A 23,449-nucleotide genomic window follows, 5' to 3' on the forward strand; every position below is an offset into this window, starting at 1 on the left:
TAAACTGGATATCAAAATATTGTGGAGGGGTTGACAAGCAGTCATTATCATATTCAATAAGTTATTCTTTTCTGCCAGATGAACCGCTGCATCAATTGATGATCCCGGCCAGGGAAGACATCCCACTTCAGATATAAGGTATGCGGAAAACCCGGGATGCCCCGGGTTGTCACCCGGGGCTGCAAACCCGGCGCTGCTGCCGGAGCGATGTGCATTGTTTTATACATATTTCCGAGGTTACGATTATCAGGAGATGATCATTTCCCGGTTGTCAACCCCGTTATGATTCCTCCGTCTATCTGTGTCACAAAAACCCGGGTATGTACAGTTACAGCGGCAGGCCTACAATTGACCAGCTGCGCGGATGATGAAGGCAGCCACCTTGTCGGGCTGTGACAACATGGGAACGTGACTTGATTTCAGTTCAAGTGTAGTTGCCTTTATCATTTTTGCTTCTGCCCTTGCCAATTCCGGGATCACCATATGATCTTCCTGACCAATGATACACCAGGAAGGTTTAGTCTTCCAGGCTGGTGTAGATACTTTATCTGTTGTGGCTTTAACTGCCCATGGCCCTTGTGTAGCGTAAACAATCCATCTGTCTTCCGCATTCAGGTCCTGCGCAAAATGTTCATTGATCCCTTTGAGTGACAGCGTCAGGAATCCTGCCGCATCCTGTTGGAATTCCGCACCGCCAGGAGCAGGAGGATATGGTTTCAATACATCAGCTACTGCCTGGTTCTCATCAGGGATCAACGCACAGACATAGACCAGGCCCGCAACCTTAGGGTCATTTCCTGCTTCGGATACCACCATACCGCCATATGAATGTCCTACAAGCAGGACAGGCCCGTCCATCTGCGCAATGGCCCTCCTGGCCGCAGCTGCGTCTTCTGCTACAGAAGTAAGCGGATTTTGTACAGCTATTACATTGAATCCCCTCGCGTGAAGTATAGCAATGACCTTTGACCAGCTTGAACCATCAGCAAACGCACCATGGACCAACACTACATTTTTAACTCCCTTTGAGACGGATTGTGATTGTGCTGGATGCAACGACGAAAAAAATACAATACTACCCATCAATACGGCTGACACAAATTGTTTAATAATCGACATAAAATCTATTGTTTAAATGAAAGAAAACGGATAATGATCGGGGCGGCAAAAGAACCGCAGATATTCCGGCCCTCATATTACAAGCGGCAGACCATCATACAATTATATAATTATCAATTACTTACAAGACATCTTGAAAATTCACTACACTTTATTTCGCGAAACAGCGAACGGATATGCTATATTTCGGGTTAATGAATACAGCTGCTGCGCCGCGGGAGTTTTGAGCTTCTAAGGGCGAATTTTTGGCCAGGAGTAATTATCTTCCATTATTAACTATAACCACAGGTTGATCTCCCAATAATAACCCACATGATTTCACTCAATTTTAAACTTCACATTATGAAAACGCTAATTGCTTTTGTATTTATCGTAACGGCCCCTACATTGTTTGCCTGCCGGAAACAGGCAGCGCCTGAACAGTCACCCCGTCTTTCACTGGCAGCACAACAACAGGCGGCAGTAGCTGCATCCACCTGGGAGACGGTGATCGACAACTCCACTTTTGCCAATTACACCGCATTTGAGGCGGCATGGAATTACCTGTATCCATGGGGTTCGGATCATAACGGTACAGCCCGTATGTACGGAAGTCCAACAGATCACAATCACATCTATTTAAATAACGGTGTGCTTACCATAAAGGCGACGCGTATTACCTGGAATGAAGGTAACAGCAGCAGCGATCCATATCTGCCTATCAGGTATCATTCCGGAGCCGTCAACACGAAACTGCATATAGAGGTCAATGACCAATTCCCGAACTGGGAGGTAAAATGCGATTTCCAGGTGCCTACTGTCAAAGGTTCCTGGCCAGCTTTCTGGCTTACAGGCGTCAACAGCTGGCCTCCGGAAAGTGATATTATGGAATTTAAGGGCGACGCTACCAACTGGCAGAATACATTCAGAACACCATCCGATGTATCCAGTACACTTACAACAGTATCATCTCCCGGCAGCTGGCACACCTACCGTGCCTGGATCACGAAAGTAAGTGCTACTAATATTGATATCCACCATTACATTGATGGAGTATGGAAAGCGGTGCACAATGCGAACTTCGTAGGAAAGCCGCTCTACGTGATCATTAACATGCAGATGGAAGGTTCCAGTGGCACTCCCGGTCCTACTGCTGATACTTATTTGAATGCGAGGAATATTTATATAGGAAGGACCAGGGAATATTAAGGAGAGATGGGCCTGTGGTGTTTCGCCCTCCTTATCTGAATTCAAAGGTCAGCACATCGCCCGGTATCCAGTTACTATTGAATCTGAATGCCAATGTATCCTCTTCCAGGATCAATATATCCGCATAAACCGTATCGTTGGATGCCAACAACAATTTACCGTCACTGCCCACCTTCCAGGCATTTGCAGCCTTTGAACAGTCTTTCCAGTCTTCCGACCATTTTGTATCAGCATAAATCCCCGTATTCAAATTTGGATAAGGCTGATCTTTGAATATAATGTGGTAACAATCTGAGAAATTGTTCATAACCACGGTTGGCTGTCCTGTGTGCTCAACTGTTATTTGTTTTGTAGACCAGTAGCCTACCAGTTTACGTTCTGTTTCGTTCAAATTTGAGACAGGTCTTTTGTCTTTGCTACAGTTGGTATACATTATCAGCACCAGCAAACCATTAACAAAAAAGGATCTGATTTTCATAAAAACAATGTTTAATGAAAAACAATTTTCTAGTGTCCCCCAGGTATGTCTAAGCTGGTAATTATTAGGAAGTTGGTTAAGTAAGTTACGAAAAATATATGGTAAATAGCAGCCACAGGCGCAGTGCCTTTTCTTTTATTTAGCGCCAGGGTGAAGCAAGCATATGACTATAGTACCAATGGCCTTAACTTACGTTCAACTTGCGTTCAGGACGTAAGTTGAACGTAAGTTAAGGCCATTGGTACTATAGTTGTACCGAACTGCTAAACTGTAAAGTTAATCCTGATCATCAGTAATAAACTGTAAAGCTTTTTTAGTACTAAGACAGTTTTTCTGTACCAGGACAACCTGTTTCAGGACTTGACAAATACCGCTTTGATTGTCTTATCCTGGTATAGGTTTACACTTTTGGTGAGATAATCCGTTTGAATTTTACAATATTAAAAGATAATCCTAAAAAGGTTGTTTTCTTTAGATTTTAGTCCTGGATCAGGTTGACAGTATCTGCTGTTAATCCTGATTTTGGACCATCTTTTTTCTTGGTTCGCCATCTCCTTACTAATTCCCCTTGTTTTGTATGTGCCTGATTCGGAGTCAGATAGTCGCAGCTTGTATGAGGCCTTTGTTCATTGTAGATGCGGATAGTCTCTGCTACTATAGCAGCCGCGGCTTCATAGTTTTTAAATAACCGGTCCAGGCCAAATTCTAACTTTAATATTCCATTTACTCGCTCAGCAATGGCATTTTCATACGGGTTGCCCTTCTCGGCCATACTAATGCCGACGTGACTATCATTAAGTAATTCTATGTAGTTTTTACTACAATATTGTGACCCTCTGTCAGAGTGGTGAATCAGGCTATATTTGATGGGATTCTTTATATCCGATAAAGCCATTTTTAAGGCCTCAATAGGCCCTTCGGCCTCCAGTGATGGATGTAAGCAATAACCGACGATTTTTCTTGAATAAGCATCAGTTATCAGGCTCAAATAACAGAACCGGGAGCCTACCAAAGGAAGGTAAGTAATATCACTAACCCACACCTGGTTAGCCTGACTAAGCTTCAGCTCTTTAATCAGATTAGGATATTTTTTGAAGGGATGATTAGAATCGGTAGTCCGTATTTTCTTACGTTTTCTTTTACGGACAAGCATTCCATTTTCAGCCAACAGATTGAAAAATCGATCCCTGCCTAATTTAATTTTATGATGTTGAAGAGTTTGTGAAAGCATTCTATGAAGTTTTCTGGCGCCCAGTCGCTTTTGTGAAGCTCTGATTTGCTCCGCTTTGTCAAGAACGATGGCCATTTCCAGGCCAAATTGATGATCGCTGTTTTTCCGCTTATAAAAAGCTTGTCTGCTTTTACCAAACAGTCCGCAAACATTACCCAAATCCTTGTCCGGATAATGTTCTTTTACTCTGCAGACGGCTTGGTACCAGGCTTTTTTTGGATCTCAATATTAAATTGTTCTTCAGCAACTTCGATCATTGTCTGAAAAGCAAATGCCTTTAAATTGGCATGTTCCAGCTTTTTACGGAGTTCTTCATTTTGCTTTCTTAAAGCATCAAACTCCTTTTTTTCCTGTTCTGTCATGGCCGTAGATATTATGGGTTTTTCCAAAGTCGTTTGCCTAAGTTCGGAAGAAAAAAGAGAGTACCAATAAGCTATTTGTGGTTTAGTGATCTTATAACGAGCTGCGACCTGGCTCATGCTTTGGTCTCCGGCCATGTAATCGGCTACGACTTTGTTCATGAACGACTGCTCATATTGGAACTGTGGTCCCAGGCGTCCCTTGCGTCCACCTTTGTTCTGATTGTTTGAATTTTGCATGTTTTACACTTTTTAAGGTGTAAACCTATTTCAGGACCTGACAGATACCGCTTTAATACCGCTAATGCTACGTTAATCTTACGTTCGTGAACGTAAGATTAACGTAGCATTAGCGGTATTAAAGCGGTATCAAGACGGGAAAAAAGCACGAAAAAAATCGGCATCTGTCAACAAAAAACAGGACTTAACTTTCGGTAGAGGTTCGCTCAAGGTAGCCTCATCCTCCCTTAATCTTCCGTTCCGGAACGGAAGATTAAGGGAGGATGAGGCTACCTTGAGCGAACCTCTACGGGACCTTTACTAAAGTTTACCCTACTGTCTCATGAAAAACAAGATTTCCCTGTCGAGCCGATATTTATACACAACTAATTGAAAACTAATGAATTAAAACACATTTCAATGTAGCAAAAATGCGTATTTCCCGCATCAATTTTCTCTTTAGTTTTGTAATACGATCCTAACTGTTACAGCTACTCTTTCGGGCGTAGTTTACGCATCGTTTCAGGACAATCCGCGCTATCAGCGCGTCTATATAAATTTGCATTTGTTACCGATGCTGCATTGCCGGATGATGCCCCGCAAGACACGCACAGTGACAACTGCCACAAAATGACAATAGCACTTCAGGAAAAAGACTGCCTGAACTCCAGCGGTGTCATATTCGTCTTCTGCCTGAACAGTTTATTGAATGACTGCGGGTGCTCAAAGCCCAGTTCATAGGCGATCTCCGCGGTGCTCAGGCTGGTATGGCTTAAAATGTGTTTCGCTTTTTCAATGAGATGAAGATGGATCTGTTGTTGGGCACTCAGGCCGGTGAGCGATTTCAGCATATCGGTTAAATACCTCGGGGAAACACCCAGATGATCCGCCAGTTCCTGGACAGAGGGGATGCCGCTTAAAGGAGACTTACGGTTATCAAAGCGCTCCGCCAGGTACAGGTTCATTTTGCTGATCAGGTCATCGTGAACGGTCTTCCGGGTAATGAATTGCCTGTTGTAATAACGGTTGCTATAATTCAACAGCAGTTCTATCTGTGATACCAGTACATCCTGGCTAAAATGGTCGATGTTATTATCCAGTTCCCTGGAAATAGCGTCAAAAAGGGAAGCAATCACGTTCTTCTCCTTTTCTGACAGGAAAAGGGCCTCAGACACGTCATAGGAAAAGAAACCGTATTTATGGATATTATTTCCCAGTGGATAATTCCTGATAAGGTCAGCATGGAAGAAAAGGACATACCCCTCATAACTGCTTGTCTCAGCAGGTACCGTAACGATCTGACGCGGGGCTAAAAAGGCAAGGCCACCCTCTTCAAAATCATAGTAGTGCTGGCCATATTTCACCTGGCCGCTGAATTTGGTCTTAAATGATATCTTGTAAAAGTCGAGGGAATATTTCTCTCCCACGTCTGCCACCGCCGCCTTGCAGTTGTTATAGTCTATTAATGCCACCAACGGATGCAGCGGAGCAGGTTGTTCATGATGCCGCATTAACGCAGATATACTGTCAAATACATGTAGTGCTGATGAAACCTTTTTCATGCGTAAACCGGTTACTGAGTACAAAGCCTATACAGGCGCCACAACAGCGCCTGTATAAAGTTAGGTAATTAATCCTGTGCGGCAGGACGGACTACAATATCGCCCACATCCACATTCGCAGGCTGGCCGATAGCAAACGCAACTGTACTGGCAATGGCGTCAGGAGAAATGCCGATCGTTTTCATTTTTTCGAGAGCGGCAGTTCTCATTTGCTCATTCTTCAGGTTGTTCACGAATTCCGTCTGTACAAAACCCGGTGAGATTCCGGTTACACGCAGCCAGCCGTCAGACTCCTGCCGCAATGCTTCGCTGATGGTACGTACCGCGTTCTTTGTACCTGCATAAACACCTTGCAGGGGAACGATCTTTATTCCGGAAGTGGAAATAATGTTGACGATATGCCCGGCGCCCTGCTCCCGGAAAACCGGTATGGCAGCTGCAAACCCATATAAAACGCCTTTCAGGTTCACATCGATCATTTCCTCCCATCCGTCAATATCCAGTTCGTCTATGCGGGATAACTGGGCTATCCCGGCATTGTTGATCATCACATCCAGCCTGCCATAATTGTCGCAAGCCAATTTCACGAGCTTTGTCAGATCGTCCCTGCGCTTTACATCGGTAACAGTATAAGCCACCTCGCCACCTTCTGCCTTTATAGCCGCAGCCAGTTCCGCCAGGTGCTCAGACCGGCGGGCGCCCAATACCACCTTTGCTCCTTCACGGGCCAGCATAAGTGCAATGGCTTTGCCAATACCGCTGCTTGCCCCGGTAATAGCTACAACTTTTCCTTCAATTTCATATTTCATAATGTGCTTGTTTTGTGCAACAAAATTCCATTGAAAGCGACAGGAAGCTGTAGCCAAAACTGTAAATGTTGTAGCCGAAATGTTGAGGAGAAATAGGAAGATTATATCCGAAAACTACTTTTTTTAAGCGTAAGACTGATCCTTTTCAGCCAGTCTTCCTGCTCATCAGTATCCGGTACCCGCAACCCGCGTACCTTACCGATGTAGCTAAATACCTCATCGGGCTTATATCCATCCTGCACCATCAGGTATCCGGCTATAATAGATGAACGGCCTATGCCCATGCGGCAATGAATCACTGTGCTCTCGCCCAGTGCTATTCTTTCCTGTACCTGCCTGATGAAGTGATGCAACTGTTTGTCCTGGCTTGGAATGGACCTGTCTGGTATAGGGAAGTGTAAATACAGGATCTCATGTTTGGCGCATATGGCAGGTTGGCGTTGCAGGTCCAGCTCCAGGATCTCATCCTTCTCCAGCAAGGATACAATTACTTTCACTCCCTGCCTTTTAGCACTCAGAATTTCTTCTTCCAGCCACTCATTTCCCCTGGGTCTTGACATGATCCCCAGCTGGGACGAATTTTCAAACTTGTGCAGCCAATATATTCTTGTAGCCATTGATTATAAAAATTCCGGTGAAAAATAAATCTGAAAGAATTTTTCTATGACACTGATCATAAATTGATAAATCCTCACTATTTATTTCAAGCACATTCTTATAATGATACGCCCGGCTCGCAGGATAAAATCCTGTACTTTCTCTATTGCTAATATATAAAAATGGAGGAAAATTACCATTGCAGTCTCACGCGTATTTTTTTTAAAATGATATACACATCCTCTCAAAATGAGACACTTTTCCCGTACGCACTTAAACAGGCCGAATGGCAATCTCTCAACACCAAAGGATTTCAGACAATATACTCCTTTTTGGAGCGAGTGTTGCCCTCATAGGTGGTACCAAACTGATACCTCATGCAAAAGATCAATAACCTGATACAGGAACGATTAAAACCATGGCACTTACTTTTAGGCCTTTACTCGCTCATTATCCTGGCAGGGATTGCGTACAGGATTATCAAAGCCTGCTGAAAATGTTATAAATCAAGGCTGAAGACCTATCTTTATGATTCAAGTAAAACCCTATGAATCAGGAAATCGCTGCTGTCTATACTGACAAACATGGCAGTATCCATACGTCCATTATCAATGATGCTGAAACCTTAACCATTACACTGGATGGCATCATCTTCTCCGGAGATACCTTCGTCTTTTTTCAGCCCGCCGCAAACCTTCCATTGCCCGGTCGCTTCTCCCTGGGTCAGCTCGGCCAGCTGACAGATTTTACATTAAGCTGTCGTATTCCTATTCCCACCTGGAAAGGGGGAACCGCCATACAGGCCTTTCTATTGCTGGAAGTGGACTATTCGGAAGATGCCCTCCTGCCCAGCTATAGCTCGCCTTACTTTCATTTCAGATTTGAAATGGACAATGAAATTATTGAAGTTGGAAAGCTGCAACAATTTGAAGGCGTATTCGAAAGATTGCAGGAAAAGTTGCCAGGCAACATTGTTATAAAAACCTGTTATACCTGCCAGTATTCCGATTACAGTGTATATGGCTCTGACGTTTTCGGCGACATGCTATGTTTCAGAAACGTAAAAGATTCCTATACAAAGGTCAGGGACAAGAGCGAGTATATGGATATGATGGATGATTTCGAGAGGATGGTACAGGAAACCTATCTGTGCGAAGACTTTAGTCCCCGTATCAAGGGAACAGGATACAGGGGATAAAAATGTAAATCCTCACCGGTCGACCGGCGAGGATTCAGATTTCAGATATATATTGATTGTTGTACTAATTAAGCTATCAACTCCGCCTGCAACGACATTTCCAGGTTAAGCGCCCTGCTTACCGGACAACCGGCCTTCGCACCCGCAGCTACTTCCTGGAATTTTTCATTGGTGATGCCTGGTACTTTTGCTTTCAATACCAGATCAGAACGGGTAATTGTACCATTGTCCAATGTCACTGTTGATGTTGTTTCCAGGGTGTCTGCCTTAAATCCTGCCGCTTCCAGATCGAGGGTGAGTTTCATATTGAAACAACCCGCATGTGCTGCTGCTATCAATTCCTCCGGATTGGTACCTACACCTTCCGCAAAACGGCTGTTGAAGGAATATTGTGTTTTATCCAGAACAGTGCTCTGTGTAGAGATATTACCTTTACCTTCTTTGATAGTACCATTCCAGATGGCAGATGCTGTGCGTTTCATAGTATTGAATGTTTTAAGAGTAATTGGCTTGTTTGTTAATCATTAACTGATGACACAAAATTAAGCCGGCAGGCTAGGGCAAACAATGTACATTTTGCCACTATTCTTGTACTTTTTACCCCTCCCCTCTCCCGCTAGCAGCATTCCTCATAGGGATGCTGCTCATTCCCGGTTTATTCATCCGGTTGCCGGAAGCATTGTAATGATACTGCTGATATTACAACCTTCTCTCTGATTCCTGTATAGGCAGGTCATTGATACTGGCAAACCTGCGCTGCATCAGGCCATTCTCGTCAAATTCCCAGTTCTCATTACCATAGGCCCTGAACCATTGACCATCCTTATCATGATACTCATATTCAAACCTTACGGCAATCCTGTTGTCAGTAAAAGCCCACAGCTCTTTCTTTAACTTATAGTTCAATTCCCTCTTCCATTTCTCTTCCAGGAATTTCTTTGCTTCAGCCCTACCATTCAGGAATGTGGAACGGTTCCTCCACTCTGTATCAACGGTATAGGCCAGTGATACTCTTTCAGGGTCCTGTGAATTCCATGCATCTTCCGCGAGTTGTACTTTCTCTTTGGCTGTTTCCAGCGTAAATGGCGGTAACGGATATTTCTTTTCCATGTTCTATATATTAATTGATTAATGAATTGACTATTTTCCTGGCCCTGTTCACCGGCCACTGGTCGCGGTACAACTGGCTTTCCACAAAGGCCCCTTCATACAACAGGTATATATGGTCGGCCAGTTCTGCATGCTGCAACAGGTCTTTAAAAGACTGCCTTACATTACTTTTATGGGCATGAATGACATTCCTCACCTTCGTATTCTCCACAGGGATCTCCGAAAGAATGTTCAGGAAAGCACAGCCTCTGAAATCTTCCTTTTCATTCAGCAGTGAGATGAGGTCGAAAGAAGCGAGTACCTTCATTTTAGCACTCCGCTTTTGAGCAGACAGCGCCTGCAGCTGCTCCTCTATATAATGATGACGCTTTTCCAGGACGCCCACACACAGATCTTCCTTTGATTTGAAATGCTGGTAAAAACTAGCCTTGGCCACATCTGCCTCTTCTATGATCTGGTTTATACCGGTGGAGTTATAGCCCTGTTTCAGGAAAAGCGCATACGCGGTTGCTAATATCCGCTCGCGTGGTTGTAATGATTCTTTACTCATGATACAAAGGTAAGGGAAAATAAAACAAACAGACAAGTCTGTCTATTTTATTTTTTTTTCGCGCTGCGGATTTCGAAACATCTCACCTTCCCAACCATCAATTTTCCACGTTCAGCTATTTATTCTCCCCGTACAACAATTTCTGCTTGCTATTGGTATTCTCTACGGGCAATTTTGCCAGTAACAACAAATCGGCCCAACAATGTCTATATCCACCTTCCTTAGAAAAAAAATTGTAAACATCGCCCTGCTCATAGCCGGTGGCCTGATCCTGATACAATTTATCAGACCGGGTATTAAGAATCCTCCGGTTACAAAAGACATCCAGGTACCACCTGACGTAGCCCAAGTCCTGCGGGTGTCCTGTTACGATTGTCATTCAAACGAGACTAAACTAAAGTGGTTCGATAAGATAGCCCCTGCTTCCTGGCTGGTGGCCGGTCATATCAGGGATGGCAGGAAGGCGCTGAACTTCTCACACTGGGACAGCCTTTCTGCCGGCGATCAGAAGGCCAGTCTTTTCCTGTCTGTGAACCAGGCAATGTTGGGAGCAATGCCGCTCCCCTCCTATACTACCTTCCACGGAGAGGCCAGGTTAACAGAAAAGGACATCAATACCTTAAAGACTTATGTGGGCGGTCTGGCCCCGGTCAAAGTATCTGACACTTCCCGCATTACAGTGGCGCAGCAACAATTCAGCAAGTGGGCCACCGGCGCGCTTCCTGCTGTTCAGGCAGTGCAACCTGCGCCTAATGGCATCGCCTATATACATGACTATAGGGACTGGCAGATCGTGAATATCTCAGACAGGTTCGACAACGGTACAATGCGGGTGATCCTGGGCAACGACATAGCCATTCAGGCAATTAACAGGCACCAGACCAATCCATGGCCCAATGGCGCCATATTCGCCAAAGTAGCCTGGGAACAACTGACTGACAGCAACCTTGTTGCCAATACCGGTGAACTGAAACAGGTTGAATTCATGATTAAAGACGATAAGAAATATGCCGGTACAGCAGGCTGGGGCTGGGCCAGGTGGAAAGGGAATGAACTGAAACCTTATGGGAAAACACTCACCTTTACACAGGAATGCGTGAACTGTCATCAACCCATGAAAGGCAATGACTTCGTCTTTACGCCTGCTATGGCAGATGCTGACAGGCCCGATAAAGTAGTGAACGGCGCACAACTTCAGCTGATAACCTCGGTGATCGATAACAAACGCCAGACCCATACCGTACTGCTCGGGAATGCCATTGCCGTACAGCATGCCAGAAGCGGCGCTGCCGGCGCTTATCCCACCGGTGCGATTCTTACACTGGCCACCTGGTCACAGCAGGAAGATGCACACTGGTTTGGCGCAAAGATCCCCCAACACCTTCAGACGGTAGAAACGGTAAAAGTAGGTACAACAACAACCTATGAAGGGCATCAGGCGCCTTCCTGGAAGCAATTGCCGGCAGCCGACCATACAGACAGGATCAATTACATTACACATCTGAAAGCATCCGTGATCTTTAACTGATCATGCCCGTGTATACTTCAGCATATCTGCATATCCCGGTTGATCCGGACCCAGGCGTCCGGCTCATCGCCAACCCATAGCAAGCCGTACGGCCGGTAACTGGCTTACCGGCCGTACCGGCGTGTTAATAACGTGGGCAGTGGAATGCCCTGGCGGGCACTTCCACTGCAGGAATAAATTGTGCTCTTTTACGGTGTTTTTCCTAGATTTATACACTACCAAAAAGAAGTCTTATGAGTCGTCTGAAAATAGGATGGGCCGGTCTTGGCAATATGGGCACGCCCATGGTAACCAATCTTGTCAAAGCCGGTTTTAAGGTAAAAGTCTACAATCGCACACCAGCGAAGGCTACAGCATTACAGGAAAAACTGGACATAGCTGTTGTCAGGAGCCCGAAACAACTGGTGGAAGACGTAGATGTGGTGATCACCATGCTTACCGACGATGCTGCGCTCAAAGAAGTATATGAAGGGCCGGAAGGCATTCTTTCCGTTACCCTGCCCGCCAATATGCTGGCCATTGACATGAGCACAGTTTCGCCGGATACTACGCGGCAGCTGGCCGCCTTATGTGAAGCGGAAGGCATCTGGTATATGGATGCACCGGTTTCGGGCAGTATAAAACCTGCGGAAGAAGGGCAGCTGGTGATTATGGCCGGAGGCCGCCAGGAAGATTTTGAACGCGCCAGGCCCATCTTTCAGGCACTGGGTAAGGCAGCCTATCTGCTGGGAGAGAACGGCGCCGGAAATTATGCCAAACTGGCTATCAACACCTTCCTGGGCATTACCCTGCAGGGCTTATCTGAGGCCGTTATCTTCGCAAAGAATAATGGCGTATCGCCCGAGCAGCTCCTGCCGCTCATCAATGACGGACCATTAGCCAGCGTGTTATCCAGGAGTAAATCGCAGAGCATCATCAATCATGATTTCACACCGTCGTTCCCTTTGGGTCTTCTCGCAAAAGACATACGGCTTGCAAAAGCGCAGGGAATGGATACGCCCGCAGGCAATGCGCTTGCCGATACTTTGCAGGAAGCAGTAGCAAAAGGGCTGGGAGCGGAAGATATGATTGCCATCTATCAGTTTCTTGAACAGGAATATGTTGTATAAAAAGCATAGGCCGGTCTCGCGACCGGCCTGCTCACAACGTGTGTCTTTCAAGGATAATCAGGATAATAACGCTTCATCACTCTTAAAGTAACCTTCGGGCTTTTCAATTATTATATATCGCAGGTTGTTTCATTCTTTTGATATAACATACTTCCCTTCTTCACTGTTGCTTCCGGCCGCAAAGTTATGCTGACCTCCTTATTGTCCATGCTACCTAATGTGGTAGCAGCATGCCCCCGATTAAGGGGATACGCCCGCTCAGGGCGTGAATTTCTCTACATGGTGATACGCGGGCTTCAGGCTTTTCAGGTAGGCGTAGACAGATCTGAGATCACTGGTATCCATGCCCGAATAATATGCCCATGGCATTAATGTATTAAACCCTCCTTTCGCTACAGGCTGATTACGCGTTGCACTGTCTGTAAATGCCTTAAACCGCGACACAAACTGTTCTGCGGTCCATTGACCTATGCCCGTTTCCTGATCCGGCGTAAGATTGGCCGCGCGGGACATGCCACCGCCGGGCAATGGAAAAGCCGTTCCTCCTGCAAATGCATCTCCGGAATCTTTACCCTGCACTTTATAGGTATGACAGTCGGCACAACCGGCTATCATGACGAGGTAGCGGCCATAAGCTACAGAATCGCGACGTTCAACCTGCGCAACAGGTTCCGGGTCTGACGGTGTAAGGTTCATTAGCAGGCTGACAGGGAAATCCGCGGAAGATGCCGGTACATCATTAGGGATGGAAGGCATAGTGCGGAGGTATGCTATAATAGCATAGACATCTTCTGTCTGCATCTTTTTGTAATTGGTATAAGGCATTACAGGGAAGAGTGTTTTCCCATGCCTGTCCACACCACTGGTAATAGCCCGGTATATCTCACCATCTGTCCATTTGCCCAGGCCATAAGGCGTGATATTCTTTGAATAGAATACACCCGGGAAACCAAACCTGCGATCGAACCGTATTCCTCCCGCCCCCATGGAATCAGGGAAATTGGGCCCGGCAAGTTTGGAAAAATCCCGCTGTGAATGACAATCCGTACAGCCGGCTACGTTATGAACCAGGTAGCGACCCCGCTCTATGCGGGCTGGCGTACGTTCTACAGTAAGGTCGGGGGCGTGCCCCACATTGGGAAGCGCAAACCGGAGATAAGAATAACCGCTGATGGCAATTAATACAACTAATAGTACAAGCGTGGCTAAAATACGCAGGATCGTTTTCTTCTTCATAAAAATGTAATGGATGTTTTTTCCCGAACTATTTATCAGACATTATCGGATCAGGGCCACAAAGTTATTAAGGCATGTGTACGCTTGTTGCTACCTAAAACGGTTGAAAAGCATCCCCACATCAGGGGATAGGAGTTGTACCAGTAATTGTAAGACTATGCATGTTATGCTATCGGCAATTGATTTTCAAATACTAACTGCTACATTATAATAACACTCGTAAACCGGTGCCCGAATAATAATATTAAATGATACAAAAAAGCAATATCATTGCGTTCTATTATCCAAGTACAACCATATTCTGAAGCCAACTTAAATATCCTGGAATGACCAAATTAAAACTCGCGCTCTTAATGAGCCTGTCCCTGTTCATCGCCTGCAGTAAAGACAAAGACACCACTCCCACACCCGGAGGAGGAAGTGAAAATGGCGGTGGCTATGAAGCGCCTAAAACCGGCAAAAAAGGTGCTGACTTCAGCACCAATACAACTAACGGCACCTGGTATACGAACGTTGTAAATCTGAAAAGCCACTGGTTCTATACATGGGGCACGCCCTTACCAGCCAAGACAGTGCCGCAGAATTGTGAATTCGTCTCTATGTTCTGGGGAAAAGGTAATGTGACCGATGCGCTGATCGATTCCGTTAAAAGAATGAAAGCCTCCGGTACTGTAAAGTATGTACTGGGCTTCAATGAACCTGACCTGGGCGATCAGTCCAATATGACAGTACAGCAAGCGCTGGACCTCTGGCCTAAACTGGAAAGTATTGGCCTGCCACTGGGTAGCCCCGCTGCTGCGTGGCCGGAGCAGGCATGGATCTATGAATTCCTCGACAAAGCGATCCAGCAGAAGCGCCGCGTGGACTTCATCTGTGTACACATGTATGTTGGTCTTGATGATACTCACTTCGTGAGTGTATTGCAGAAGCTTTATGATAAATACCATCTGCCTATCTGGATCACGGAATTTGCAACGGTGGATAACAACGCAACAACCGTAGACGGTAATATGTACAGGCCGGATCAGGTCCTGGCATTTATGCAACGCCTGCTGCCTAAACTGGAGGCATTGCCGTTTGTACACCGTTATTCCTGGTTTTCCGGCTCCCCAACCAGCACAAGGTTATGGCCTTCTGCACTGGTGGGCGCCGATGGTAAGCTGACAACGCTGGGCCAATGGTATGCAGACTATAAACCCAATACAGCCGTGAAATAATCACACTGTCCCGTTACAGAAAGACCCGCGTTATACATTGGTATGGACGCGGGTCTTTTCTTTATAATCAGCAGTAATATTATGCCTTTCTTAAGTAAAAATCCGGCAAGGGGTTGAGGGCAAGATTTCCCCGCTGATGCCAATATGGATAAATTGTTGGGGCATCACTGGCGGCATCCAGTTTTTTTACCTGTTCTACGGTCAGGTTCCATCCCACTGCTGCCAGGTTCTGTTTTAACTGCTCTTCATTCCTGGCGCCGATAATAACGCTGGATACCGTTGGTCTTTGCAGCAGCCAGTTAATAGCCACCTGTGCAACTGTTTTGCCTGTCTCTGCCGCTACTTCATCCAGGGCGTCCACTACCTTATACAAGAGCTCATCAGGAACGGCAAATGAGGGTACAGGACTACCACCCTGCGCTACACGGCTATCAGCGGGAAATGGCTGATTACGACGGTATTTTCCGCCCAGCATACCGGCAGCCAGGGGGCTCCATACCAGTGCTCCTACTTTCTGATCAATACCCAATGGCATTAATTCCCATTCGTACTCCCTGTTTACCAGGGAATAATACACCTGGTGAGCCACATACCTGTTCCATCCATACCTGTCGGCAACAGCCAGGGATTTCATCAGATGCCAGCCGGAGAAATTGGAGGCTGCAATGTAACGCACCTTGCCGCTCTGTATCAGGTCGTCCAGGCTGCGTACCACCTCTTCCACGGGCGTATTCCCGTCAAATCCGTGCATGTGATAGATGTCGATATAATCAGTATTCAAGCGTTTCAGACTGGCCTCTACATTCCTGATCAGCTGAAAACGGGACGATCCCTGGTAGTTGGCTATCTGTGGCGCATTGCTCATCGGGAAAGTGGATTTTGTGGAAATAAGCACTTTATCGCGCTTTCCACTGATGGCCTTTCCCAATATCTCTTCCGATTGCCCGTCAGAATAAATATCCGCCGTATCAAATAAATTAACGCCGGCATCCAGGCAGACGTTCACCAACCGTGTTGCCTCTTCCACCTGTGTACTCCCCCACGCCTTGAAAAATTCATTACTTCCGCCGAAAGTAGCGGTGCCAAAGGTCAATACCGGCACCTGCAATCCTGATGCTCCTAAAAATCTGTATTCCATCTTGTTTACGGTTAACTATTAAAGAATTAGATAGCCGTACAAAGATCATACTTTCCCCATTTCCCCGATTGTACAAATCGTATATATATCTGTAAATATAGGGGACGCTACCGCACCTGTCCATTCTATCTTCTAAAATAGCAGTGACTGCCACAAGTACAGTCATAGGTACTTTTGCATATTTTTTGTACTAAGGGATGCATACAAACAGCATAAAATATGGCAACGTTTTCAGAGCTTATAAATAGTGATAAACCGGTATTGGTGGATTTCTTTGCAACCTGGTGCGGTCCCTGTAAGATGCAGGCGCCCATACTGGATCAGCTGAAACAAAAGGTAGGCGATGCAGCTACCATTATTAAAGTGGACGTGGACAAAAATCCGGCAGCAGCCAACGCTTATCATGTGCAGGGTGTACCGACACTGATCCTTTTTAAACAGGGTAAAATAGTGTGGCGCCAATCTGGCGTGGTTCCGGTAAATAACCTGGAACAAATTGTCAGGCAGAACGCCTGAGCGCCGGCGGAACAGCCTTAGATCAAATTACAGGGGTCGTTAAAGCGGCCCTTTCCATTATGCCATCTCATCCCTTGCCAGAATTCCCCCTATTTAGCTACGAAGGCCCGAATGTTTATTCCCCGCATGATACCACTTATACCTTCAAAAGCTCATTTTATGCCATTTCCTCCCCCGGCACAGCACACAGCAGCTACCTTCACAATATAATCACCGTTTAAAAAGAGAGGCTATGGTAAAGTCTATCCAGACGGCTGCATTGAAATATGCTTATTTCATTCATGCCGCTTACCAGGTCAGTGAGCAGAGCCCATTACAGGAAGAGTATCCGGTTTTTCCGGCGGGCTATACACTGGTGTACAATATTCATATGAAAGATCCTGCTAAAGGAAAGGGAGGATTGACCTATTGCGGCTTTCTGGCAAAAAGCAATTTCTCACAGGAAACGCCTGTTACCTATGTACTGGCATTGAAAGGCACCAACAATTACCTGGATTGGGTAGACAAGCTGGACATCCTGCCTGCACCGGGACCATTTGGCAATAACAGCGGCAATGTGGTATCAGGGTTCCTGGATCTCTACAATCATATGACCTTTTCCGATCCCGGGCAGCTGAAGCCGAAGGGATTGCTGAAATATATCAGATACAGTATTCGCTATACCGACATGCAGTCGGATGATGATGTACAGCCTATGGTTTGTACAGGTCATGGTCTTGGAGGCGCAATGGCAACATTATTTGCGGCGGGGGATGCTTACACCCTGCACCCCTGCCGCTCCTATACCTATGGTTCTCCCTGTGTGGGCGACCCGGCCTTTGTTTCCTTTTATAATGCACTGATCACTACCAGTGAGCGTTATTACAATCTGCCGGACCTTGTACCCACTATCCTGGATGCCTTTGGTTACGATCATGTGCACAGCGGCATTCCGCTCGATTCCCTGGGAGACCCTGCGCTCAGCTGGTTACCCGCCTGCACACATTCGCTCAACACCTATATGTACCTGTTGGGAGCAGGCCCTTCTATGATCAATAGTAATTGTCTCATCGCTGATATAGACGATGATATTATGATAAAAAAATTGAGTTTTCGCAGACGATATTAGTACACTATGGTTATGTTAATCAGGAAGGAAAGCCGCTTCGTTTATACGAGGGGGCCTATCTTTTTTACAAAGGCCCATATAAAGAGACAAACCGCATTCCCTTTTGAAGAAATGCGGTAAGCCCACTGTTCGATGTTAACTATATATATTGAGCGAGAATTATTAAAGCGCCGGAGCTGCGGGGAAATCAACCGGTACATGCGTAATACCGTGCAGGTAGTTAGTGATCATTTTGTCGCCGATCAATACTACTGTATCCACCAGGTTTTCGTTGGTATAACCAACCGCAAAGAACTGGTCTACCGCAGCAGCATCAGGTTTGCTCCTGTTTTCAACAGCACTTTTTACCAGGCGGGCCAGTGCATCCAGTTTAGGATCGAATGAGGCGCCACCTTTACGGATCTCGATGACCTGTTCATCTGTAAAACCATTCAGCTTGGCGATATATGTATGTGCAGCCAGACAATAGTCACATTCATTCACCTGGCTTACCACCAGGTTCACTACTTCTTTTTCTTTTGCTTTCAGAGAGGTTTTGCCACTCTGTAATGCCAGATAAGTACCCAGTGCATTTTCAGAATACGCCATTGTAGCGTAGAGGTTAGGCACTTTACCGATTCCTTTTTTCAGATTGTCGAACAACACCTGGTTAGCGGAACTTACTTCTTCTCTTGCTGGTACATTAAACGTTTTCATTTTATTAGGTTTGATCTGTTTTATTCGTCGTTATTGACGATGTAAAATTGCGACAAACCAGGGCCCTAAAAAATGGACATACTTCCCCAAGGATTGTATTTTTTTCCCTGAAAGGGCCGGATCTTTATTTTCTGTAGGTAATGGAACCATATTTCCCATCGAAAAAGTCCCTGTAGGCATCTGCTATCTCTCCCCTGTTGTTCATTACAAAAGGGCCTTGTGTAACGAAAGGCTCGTGTTGTGAAGGGCCTCCAAACAGCAGGATGTCTGCTACCATGGCGCCTTCATTGCGAAAAGCGATCTCGTCTCCGCCGAAATCAAATACAGACAGGCGGGATGGCCTTTGCGGCTGTCCATTTACTACCGCTTCGCCGGAAGGCGCAAATACGGCATATTCGTAGCGCTTCTCCACCTGCATCGTGTATACAGCTCCGGGGTTAAGGCGCAGGTGACAGATAAAGTGGTTATTATATACAGGAACGGGAGAGGCATCATTGCCCATATGCCCGATCAGGACTTTGACGCTTCCGGCGCCATCCGGCAGGATAATATCCGGGAAATCTGATTGATCGAGGAACATATACACCGGTGCTTCTCTTTTGATGGCGGCAGGTAGATTGATCCAGCACTGGATGGCATGTAAGGACTGCCCGCGGCTTGTGTTAGCTGGTATTTCCTCATGCAGGATGCCTTTGCCCGACATCAGCCAGTGGGCATCGCCTGCTCTGGCTACAGCACGGTTGCCGTAACTGTCTGCATACTCCATTTCACCGTCCAGGATATAGCTGAAAGTAGCTACTCCCCTGTGAGGGTGGGCATGTTTCCCGGCTTCTGAGGGCGGATCACCGGGTACACTGCTGGCAGGGCATATATGATCTATCAATACAAAAGGGCCTATTGCATGAACATACCGGTTAGGGAACAGGTGATTGATCAACAGCGCGCCCACTTTTGCATTTCTACCTTCCAGGGTAGCCAACAATGCTTTTTCCATTTACGTTAGTTTTAGCTTCACTCAGGACTTAATACCCGACAAAAGGGCTGGCTGCCAGGGACATGCCAACGGATAGTTTTCACAACTTAATACTTTGGGTCTGGCTGTTTTAACAAAGGTAATCATATACTTATCCATCCTGAATGACATTTGCCGAAAAATAGACTTGACATTTATCAACCGTAACAAGACAGGATTTTAAAAAATCTCAAAAGAAATTTCATCCTGCGCAAAAAGAGTGCGCATGTGCGTTCCAACTTTGTACCATCAACGAAAACAAAACGGTCATGAGATTCAATTTTTTTAAAACTACCACACCGGTCACCAATTATGCGGGAGCAAAGGCCTACAAGCTGACGCCCGACATGGAACTGTATAGTGCTGTAGTTACAGCTTCTCTGCAGGACCAGTTTTATGAGAAAACTACAGACAAGCTGGAACGCCTTCGCTCCCTGATTGCGCAGAACGATCCCGGATTTGTGGCCAGACTGGCCGTATATACCCGTGAAAAGATGTACCTGCGTTCCATACCATTAGTACTGGCAGTAGAACTGGCGCGGACACATAAAGGAGATAACCTGGTAAGCCGGATGACCACCCGCATCGTACAACGCGCGGACGAGATCACGGAATTGCTGGCCTATTATACGCTGGCGAACAACAGGAAGGAAGTGAAGCAGCTGAATAGCCTGAGCAAGCAGTTACAGAAAGGACTGGCGGTGTCTTTCAATAAATTTGACGAATACCAGTTTGCAAAATATAACCGGAAAGCAGCAGTGACATTGAAAGATGCGCTGTTCATTGTACACCCGAAAGCAAAGGATGAAGCGCAGCAGTTACTATTCAATAAGATCGTAAAAGATGATCTGCAAACACCTTATACATGGGAGACGGAATTGTCTGCTGCGGGACAGGTGGCATACGGCTCGGAAAAGAAGAAAGCACAGGCTTTCAAAAAAGTATGGGAGGAACTGATCGACAGTGGTCAGCTGGGTTATATGGCCACCTTGCGTAACCTCCGTAATATGCTCGACTATGACGTCAGCACAGCGCACCTGCAGAAGGTATGTGCTATGTTGTCTGACAGGGAAGCGGTATTGAAATCCAAACAATTGCCTTTCCGTTACCTGTCTGCATACAGGGAGTTGAAGCACATCAACCATGGTATGATCGTCAGCATTAAACGTGCGCTGGAAAAGGCGTTGCAGGTAAGTGTGCAGCATCTGAAAGGCTTCGATGCCAATACCCGTGTGGTAATAGCATGCGACATATCGGGCTCCATGCAGCAGGCTATTTCTCCAAAGAGCAAAGTGATGCTGTATGATATCGGGCTGCTGCTTGGCATGCTGTTACAGCATAAGTGTGAGTATGTTATTGCCGGCATGTTCGGCGACAGGTGGAAGCAGGTGAGCATGTCACCAGACAACATCCTGGGTAATGTAGACGAGTTCTATCGCAGGGAAGGTGAAGTGGGTTACTCCACCAACGGATACCTGGTACTGGAGGATCTTATCAAAAGGAATTATGTAGCAGACAAGATCATGCTTTTCACAGACGGACAGCTCTGGGATAGCAAGACCAACAATGCTGCCACGGCCAACACTATGTCGGCAAAGTGGGCGGAATACAAAAAGATAGCGCCAAACGCAAAGCTGTACCTTTTTGACCTGGCAGGACATAAGTCCGTACCCCTGGATGTACGTCAGAATGATGTATTCCTGGTAGCGGGATGGAGTGATAAAATATTCGAAATAATGGATGCCATTGAAAAGGGTAGCGACGCTATCACAGAGATTGCCGGCCTTGCTTTATAGCCATTCGTTTTTTGTTACCTCATAGGAACATCCCGCTGAAAGGGCGGGATGTTCGGGAAAAAGCAGGTGTCGTTGGTAAGCATTACTTCGTAAGGGTTCCGGGGGTCGGGGGTTCAAGTCCCTCCCTGTCGAAAGACAGGTAGCGCAGTTGGTTAGCGCACCGGGTTAGAATCATATGTTTACTATTTATTACCCTGCTTTATTTTACCTTTTTCAGGAACAAGTGTCGTTCGGAAAGCGCTACTTCACTTTAAAGAAAACAATCGCTTCCGGTTTGTTGCCTTGTTCTTTTTAAAACCTTTTTAACAGGTGTCGTAAGAAAGCGTTACTTCGTTCCAATCTATGGGTCGGGGGTTCGAGTCCCTCCGGAGTTGCCCGGAAAACAATGTTTTTTTGGGCAGCTTCGTAGCTCAGCTGGTAGAGCAATAGCAAGAGTCGCTTCTGATTCATTACCCTGTTATTTTTCTACACCTTCTTTAACAGGTGTCGTAAGAAAGCGTTACTTCGTTTTAATCTATGGGTCGGGGGTTCGAGTCCCTCCGGAGTTGCCCGGAAAACAATGTTTTTGGGCAGCTTCGTAGCTCAGCTGGTAGAGCAATAGCAAGAGTCGCTTCTGATTCATTACCCTGTTATTTTTTACACCTTCTTTGACAGGTGTCGTAGGAAAGCGTTACTTCGTTTGAATCTGCATACGGGGGTTCGATTCCCTCTCCGCTACAAGGCGGATGGCTGAGATGGTTAAGTACAGATATAGTCGCTTCCGGCTTATTACCCTGTTGTTATGAGACTGAAAGGCCTGTTGAAATTACGTTCAACAGGCCTTTTTATTTGTCGGTATTTATCTGCGACGCGGTATTTTTCAGCGCATTGTTTACCATCTGATATTGGCTTTAACAGGCACACGTAATTTTTTAGCCAACTAAATGTTCTGCACATTGATCAATGTATTTTTCCAGACATTGTTTCTCTCCTGAAAATAACTTTAGAAGGCACAGTATTTTTTAGAGCCAATTAATTGTTCCATAATTTGATCAATGAATTTCTCATGCATTGTACTCGCCTGAAAATAACTTTAACAGGCACACGTAATTTTTTTCACTAACTAATTGTTCTATAATTTGATTGATGTATTCTGCAAAATTAGTGCGGCAACCTGTGCGCAGTGAATGAAATTAAATCGTATATTCACATTGTTGTTACCCGTTATGCATAACACCAACAAAAACCTTAGACACATTTATTTTTAGAAAACCCGACAAAACAAACTATTTATGAAAAAGATGTTGCCCGTTGCGATGCTCACTGCATTCGCGTTGATCTCCTTTACCTCATTTTCTGCAGTAAAACCGAAAGAAAAGCCAACCACTAAGTCAGTTGCGGTTCCACCATTAACCTGGCCTATTACCGGGACTTATGGCGATTTTACTTATTCCATTCAAACTACAGATCACATCAGTTTTTATAAGAATGGCGCTTTCGTGGCTTCTTACAGTTTTACACAGGACTATCCCAACCAGGTATGGGGTGCTCGTATCGACAGCAACGTGATTCCCGGCCTGATAAATGTGAATCTGGCCATCTATGGTAGTCCGGCGCAGTACAATCTTGACCTGGTATCGCTTTAATTTAACAAACATTCAACAATGAGATAAGTGATAGCGTTGCGAAAACAG

The 23,449-nt window shown here is 45.8% G+C and carries 23 protein-coding genes and 1 tRNA gene; 10 read left to right on the top strand and 14 right to left on the bottom strand.

What is annotated here, in order from left to right; all coding sequences use genetic code 11:
* Nucleotides 1-342 precede the first annotated feature (342 nt).
* Nucleotides 343-1,119 (bottom strand): alpha/beta hydrolase, encoded by a 777-nt coding sequence (locus tag MYF79_RS31580; RefSeq protein ID WP_247811796.1) that lies wholly within the window; start codon nucleotides 1,117-1,119, stop codon nucleotides 343-345.
* 342 nt (nucleotides 1,120-1,461) lie between these two features.
* Here MYF79_RS31580 and MYF79_RS31585 point away from each other — a divergent pair, with 342 nt between their 5' ends.
* The gene (locus MYF79_RS31585) at nucleotides 1,462-2,307 is read left to right on the top strand and encodes a family 16 glycosylhydrolase (protein ID WP_247811797.1); all 846 of its coding nucleotides are present in this window, start codon (nucleotides 1,462-1,464) and stop codon (nucleotides 2,305-2,307) included.
* 31 nt (nucleotides 2,308-2,338) lie between these two features.
* Here MYF79_RS31585 and MYF79_RS31590 read toward each other — a convergent pair whose 3' ends face one another.
* From MYF79_RS31590 to MYF79_RS31615, 6 genes are all read right to left on the bottom strand, one after another.
* Nucleotides 2,339-2,785: a hypothetical protein gene (locus tag MYF79_RS31590; protein ID WP_247811798.1), complete on the bottom strand. Its 447-nt coding sequence runs from the start codon at nucleotides 2,783-2,785 to the stop codon at nucleotides 2,339-2,341.
* A gap of 478 nt (nucleotides 2,786-3,263) precedes the next feature.
* Nucleotides 3,264-4,175 carry an IS3 family transposase gene (locus MYF79_RS31595; RefSeq protein ID WP_247809346.1) on the bottom strand — a complete coding sequence of 304 codons (912 nt, stop codon included), beginning with the start codon at nucleotides 4,173-4,175 and terminating at the stop codon, nucleotides 3,264-3,266.
* Between the two features lie 23 nt (nucleotides 4,176-4,198).
* On the bottom strand, nucleotides 4,199-4,615 hold the full coding sequence (locus MYF79_RS31600; RefSeq protein WP_247809347.1) for a hypothetical protein: 417 nt from the start codon (nucleotides 4,613-4,615) through the stop codon (nucleotides 4,199-4,201).
* Between the two features lie 623 nt (nucleotides 4,616-5,238).
* The gene (locus tag MYF79_RS31605) at nucleotides 5,239-6,156 is read right to left on the bottom strand and encodes a helix-turn-helix domain-containing protein (protein WP_247811799.1); all 918 of its coding nucleotides are present in this window, start codon (nucleotides 6,154-6,156) and stop codon (nucleotides 5,239-5,241) included.
* 68 nt (nucleotides 6,157-6,224) lie between these two features.
* Entirely contained in the window at nucleotides 6,225-6,965 is a 741-nt protein-coding gene (locus tag MYF79_RS31610; RefSeq protein ID WP_247811800.1) for an SDR family oxidoreductase, read from the bottom strand.
* A 101-nt stretch (nucleotides 6,966-7,066) separates the two neighbouring features.
* Nucleotides 7,067-7,582 carry a dual specificity protein phosphatase family protein gene (locus MYF79_RS31615; protein ID WP_247811801.1) on the bottom strand — a complete coding sequence of 172 codons (516 nt, stop codon included), beginning with the start codon at nucleotides 7,580-7,582 and terminating at the stop codon, nucleotides 7,067-7,069.
* A gap of 527 nt (nucleotides 7,583-8,109) precedes the next feature.
* Between MYF79_RS31615 and MYF79_RS31620 the strand changes: the two genes are divergently transcribed.
* Complete coding sequence (locus MYF79_RS31620; protein WP_247811802.1) at nucleotides 8,110-8,760, top strand: DUF6304 family protein; 651 nt, start codon at nucleotides 8,110-8,112, stop codon at nucleotides 8,758-8,760.
* A 68-nt stretch (nucleotides 8,761-8,828) separates the two neighbouring features.
* Here the strand turns inward: MYF79_RS31620 and MYF79_RS31625 are convergent, their stop codons facing one another.
* The 3 genes from MYF79_RS31625 to MYF79_RS31635 all read right to left on the bottom strand — a co-directional run bounded on the left by MYF79_RS31625 (nucleotide 8,829) and on the right by MYF79_RS31635 (nucleotide 10,420).
* Nucleotides 8,829-9,242 (bottom strand): OsmC family protein, encoded by a 414-nt coding sequence (locus tag MYF79_RS31625; protein WP_247811803.1) that lies wholly within the window; start codon nucleotides 9,240-9,242, stop codon nucleotides 8,829-8,831.
* A gap of 217 nt (nucleotides 9,243-9,459) precedes the next feature.
* A complete protein-coding gene (locus MYF79_RS31630) occupies nucleotides 9,460-9,870 on the bottom strand; it encodes a DUF1348 family protein (RefSeq protein ID WP_247811804.1) in 411 nt (136 codons plus the stop codon).
* Between the two features lie 10 nt (nucleotides 9,871-9,880).
* Entirely contained in the window at nucleotides 9,881-10,420 is a 540-nt protein-coding gene (locus MYF79_RS31635) for a TetR/AcrR family transcriptional regulator (protein ID WP_247811805.1), read from the bottom strand.
* A 202-nt stretch (nucleotides 10,421-10,622) separates the two neighbouring features.
* Between MYF79_RS31635 and MYF79_RS31640 the strand changes: the two genes are divergently transcribed.
* Both MYF79_RS31640 and MYF79_RS31645 read left to right on the top strand, forming a co-directional pair.
* A complete protein-coding gene (locus MYF79_RS31640) occupies nucleotides 10,623-11,948 on the top strand; it encodes a cytochrome P460 family protein (RefSeq protein ID WP_247811806.1) in 1,326 nt (441 codons plus the stop codon).
* Nucleotides 11,949-12,181: 233 nt separating this feature from the next.
* Nucleotides 12,182-13,057 (top strand): NAD(P)-dependent oxidoreductase, encoded by an 876-nt coding sequence (locus MYF79_RS31645; RefSeq protein WP_247811807.1) that lies wholly within the window; start codon nucleotides 12,182-12,184, stop codon nucleotides 13,055-13,057.
* A 258-nt stretch (nucleotides 13,058-13,315) separates the two neighbouring features.
* Here MYF79_RS31645 and MYF79_RS31650 read toward each other — a convergent pair whose 3' ends face one another.
* A complete protein-coding gene (locus MYF79_RS31650) occupies nucleotides 13,316-14,293 on the bottom strand; it encodes a c-type cytochrome (RefSeq protein ID WP_247811808.1) in 978 nt (325 codons plus the stop codon).
* Nucleotides 14,294-14,619: 326 nt separating this feature from the next.
* On the opposite strand from MYF79_RS31650, the gene MYF79_RS31655 reads away from it, so the two are divergent.
* On the top strand, nucleotides 14,620-15,510 hold the full coding sequence (locus MYF79_RS31655) for a glycosyl hydrolase (RefSeq protein ID WP_247811809.1): 891 nt from the start codon (nucleotides 14,620-14,622) through the stop codon (nucleotides 15,508-15,510).
* Nucleotides 15,511-15,589: 79 nt separating this feature from the next.
* On the opposite strand, the gene MYF79_RS31660 is transcribed toward MYF79_RS31655, so the two are convergent.
* Nucleotides 15,590-16,648: an aldo/keto reductase gene (locus tag MYF79_RS31660; protein ID WP_247811810.1), complete on the bottom strand. Its 1,059-nt coding sequence runs from the start codon at nucleotides 16,646-16,648 to the stop codon at nucleotides 15,590-15,592.
* A gap of 219 nt (nucleotides 16,649-16,867) precedes the next feature.
* Between MYF79_RS31660 and trxA the strand changes: the two genes are divergently transcribed.
* Together trxA and MYF79_RS31670 are read left to right on the top strand one after the other, a co-directional pair.
* Complete coding sequence (gene trxA, locus MYF79_RS31665; RefSeq protein WP_199653462.1) at nucleotides 16,868-17,164, top strand: thioredoxin; 297 nt, start codon at nucleotides 16,868-16,870, stop codon at nucleotides 17,162-17,164.
* A gap of 232 nt (nucleotides 17,165-17,396) precedes the next feature.
* Nucleotides 17,397-18,272, top strand: coding sequence for a lipase family protein (locus tag MYF79_RS31670; RefSeq protein ID WP_247811811.1), 876 nt, complete (start codon nucleotides 17,397-17,399; stop codon nucleotides 18,270-18,272).
* 162 nt (nucleotides 18,273-18,434) lie between these two features.
* Here MYF79_RS31670 and MYF79_RS31675 read toward each other — a convergent pair whose 3' ends face one another.
* Together MYF79_RS31675 and MYF79_RS31680 are read right to left on the bottom strand one after the other, a co-directional pair.
* The gene (locus tag MYF79_RS31675) at nucleotides 18,435-18,968 is read right to left on the bottom strand and encodes a carboxymuconolactone decarboxylase family protein (protein WP_247811812.1); all 534 of its coding nucleotides are present in this window, start codon (nucleotides 18,966-18,968) and stop codon (nucleotides 18,435-18,437) included.
* Between the two features lie 124 nt (nucleotides 18,969-19,092).
* Complete coding sequence (locus MYF79_RS31680; RefSeq protein WP_247811813.1) at nucleotides 19,093-19,962, bottom strand: pirin family protein; 870 nt, start codon at nucleotides 19,960-19,962, stop codon at nucleotides 19,093-19,095.
* A 287-nt stretch (nucleotides 19,963-20,249) separates the two neighbouring features.
* Here MYF79_RS31680 and MYF79_RS31685 point away from each other — a divergent pair, with 287 nt between their 5' ends.
* From MYF79_RS31685 to MYF79_RS31695, 3 genes are all read left to right on the top strand, one after another.
* Nucleotides 20,250-21,776, top strand: a complete 1,527-nt coding sequence (locus tag MYF79_RS31685) for a TROVE domain-containing protein (protein WP_247811814.1) — start codon at nucleotides 20,250-20,252, stop codon at nucleotides 21,774-21,776.
* Between the two features lie 399 nt (nucleotides 21,777-22,175).
* Nucleotides 22,176-22,324, top strand: a tRNA-OTHER gene (locus MYF79_RS31690).
* Nucleotides 22,325-23,047: 723 nt separating this feature from the next.
* A complete protein-coding gene (locus MYF79_RS31695) occupies nucleotides 23,048-23,401 on the top strand; it encodes a hypothetical protein (protein WP_247811815.1) in 354 nt (117 codons plus the stop codon).
* Nucleotides 23,402-23,449 lie beyond the last annotated feature (48 nt).

The sequence above is a fragment of the Chitinophaga filiformis genome (genome assembly GCF_023100805.1).
GTDB classification, from domain to species: Bacteria; Bacteroidota; Bacteroidia; order Chitinophagales; family Chitinophagaceae; genus Chitinophaga; species Chitinophaga filiformis_B.

What these genes read in the sequence shown, in the direction of transcription:
- MYF79_RS31655 (WP_247811809.1), top strand. Translation starts at nt 14,620, where the DNA reads ATGACCAAATTAAAACTCGCGCTCTTAATGAGCCTGTCCCTGTTCATC.
- MYF79_RS31605 (WP_247811799.1), bottom strand. Translation starts at nt 6,156, where the DNA reads ATGAAAAAGGTTTCATCAGCACTACATGTATTTGACAGTATATCTGCG.
- MYF79_RS31630 (WP_247811804.1), bottom strand. Translation starts at nt 9,870, where the DNA reads ATGGAAAAGAAATATCCGTTACCGCCATTTACGCTGGAAACAGCCAAA.
- MYF79_RS31675 (WP_247811812.1), bottom strand. Translation starts at nt 18,968, where the DNA reads ATGAAAACGTTTAATGTACCAGCAAGAGAAGAAGTAAGTTCCGCTAAC.
- MYF79_RS31625 (WP_247811803.1), bottom strand. Translation starts at nt 9,242, where the DNA reads ATGAAACGCACAGCATCTGCCATCTGGAATGGTACTATCAAAGAAGGT.
- MYF79_RS31685 (WP_247811814.1), top strand. Translation starts at nt 20,250, where the DNA reads ATGAGATTCAATTTTTTTAAAACTACCACACCGGTCACCAATTATGCG.
- trxA (WP_199653462.1), top strand. Translation starts at nt 16,868, where the DNA reads ATGGCAACGTTTTCAGAGCTTATAAATAGTGATAAACCGGTATTGGTG.
- MYF79_RS31615 (WP_247811801.1), bottom strand. Translation starts at nt 7,582, where the DNA reads ATGGCTACAAGAATATATTGGCTGCACAAGTTTGAAAATTCGTCCCAG.
- MYF79_RS31670 (WP_247811811.1), top strand. Translation starts at nt 17,397, where the DNA reads ATGGTAAAGTCTATCCAGACGGCTGCATTGAAATATGCTTATTTCATT.
- MYF79_RS31650 (WP_247811808.1), bottom strand. Translation starts at nt 14,293, where the DNA reads ATGAAGAAGAAAACGATCCTGCGTATTTTAGCCACGCTTGTACTATTA.
- MYF79_RS31695 (WP_247811815.1), top strand. Translation starts at nt 23,048, where the DNA reads ATGAAAAAGATGTTGCCCGTTGCGATGCTCACTGCATTCGCGTTGATC.
- MYF79_RS31600 (WP_247809347.1), bottom strand. Translation starts at nt 4,615, where the DNA reads ATGCAAAATTCAAACAATCAGAACAAAGGTGGACGCAAGGGACGCCTG.
- MYF79_RS31660 (WP_247811810.1), bottom strand. Translation starts at nt 16,648, where the DNA reads ATGGAATACAGATTTTTAGGAGCATCAGGATTGCAGGTGCCGGTATTG.
- MYF79_RS31585 (WP_247811797.1), top strand. Translation starts at nt 1,462, where the DNA reads ATGAAAACGCTAATTGCTTTTGTATTTATCGTAACGGCCCCTACATTG.
- MYF79_RS31680 (WP_247811813.1), bottom strand. Translation starts at nt 19,962, where the DNA reads ATGGAAAAAGCATTGTTGGCTACCCTGGAAGGTAGAAATGCAAAAGTG.
- MYF79_RS31635 (WP_247811805.1), bottom strand. Translation starts at nt 10,420, where the DNA reads ATGAGTAAAGAATCATTACAACCACGCGAGCGGATATTAGCAACCGCG.
- MYF79_RS31645 (WP_247811807.1), top strand. Translation starts at nt 12,182, where the DNA reads ATGAGTCGTCTGAAAATAGGATGGGCCGGTCTTGGCAATATGGGCACG.
- MYF79_RS31620 (WP_247811802.1), top strand. Translation starts at nt 8,110, where the DNA reads ATGAATCAGGAAATCGCTGCTGTCTATACTGACAAACATGGCAGTATC.
- MYF79_RS31580 (WP_247811796.1), bottom strand. Translation starts at nt 1,119, where the DNA reads ATGTCGATTATTAAACAATTTGTGTCAGCCGTATTGATGGGTAGTATT.
- MYF79_RS31640 (WP_247811806.1), top strand. Translation starts at nt 10,623, where the DNA reads ATGTCTATATCCACCTTCCTTAGAAAAAAAATTGTAAACATCGCCCTG.
- MYF79_RS31590 (WP_247811798.1), bottom strand. Translation starts at nt 2,785, where the DNA reads ATGAAAATCAGATCCTTTTTTGTTAATGGTTTGCTGGTGCTGATAATG.
- MYF79_RS31610 (WP_247811800.1), bottom strand. Translation starts at nt 6,965, where the DNA reads ATGAAATATGAAATTGAAGGAAAAGTTGTAGCTATTACCGGGGCAAGC.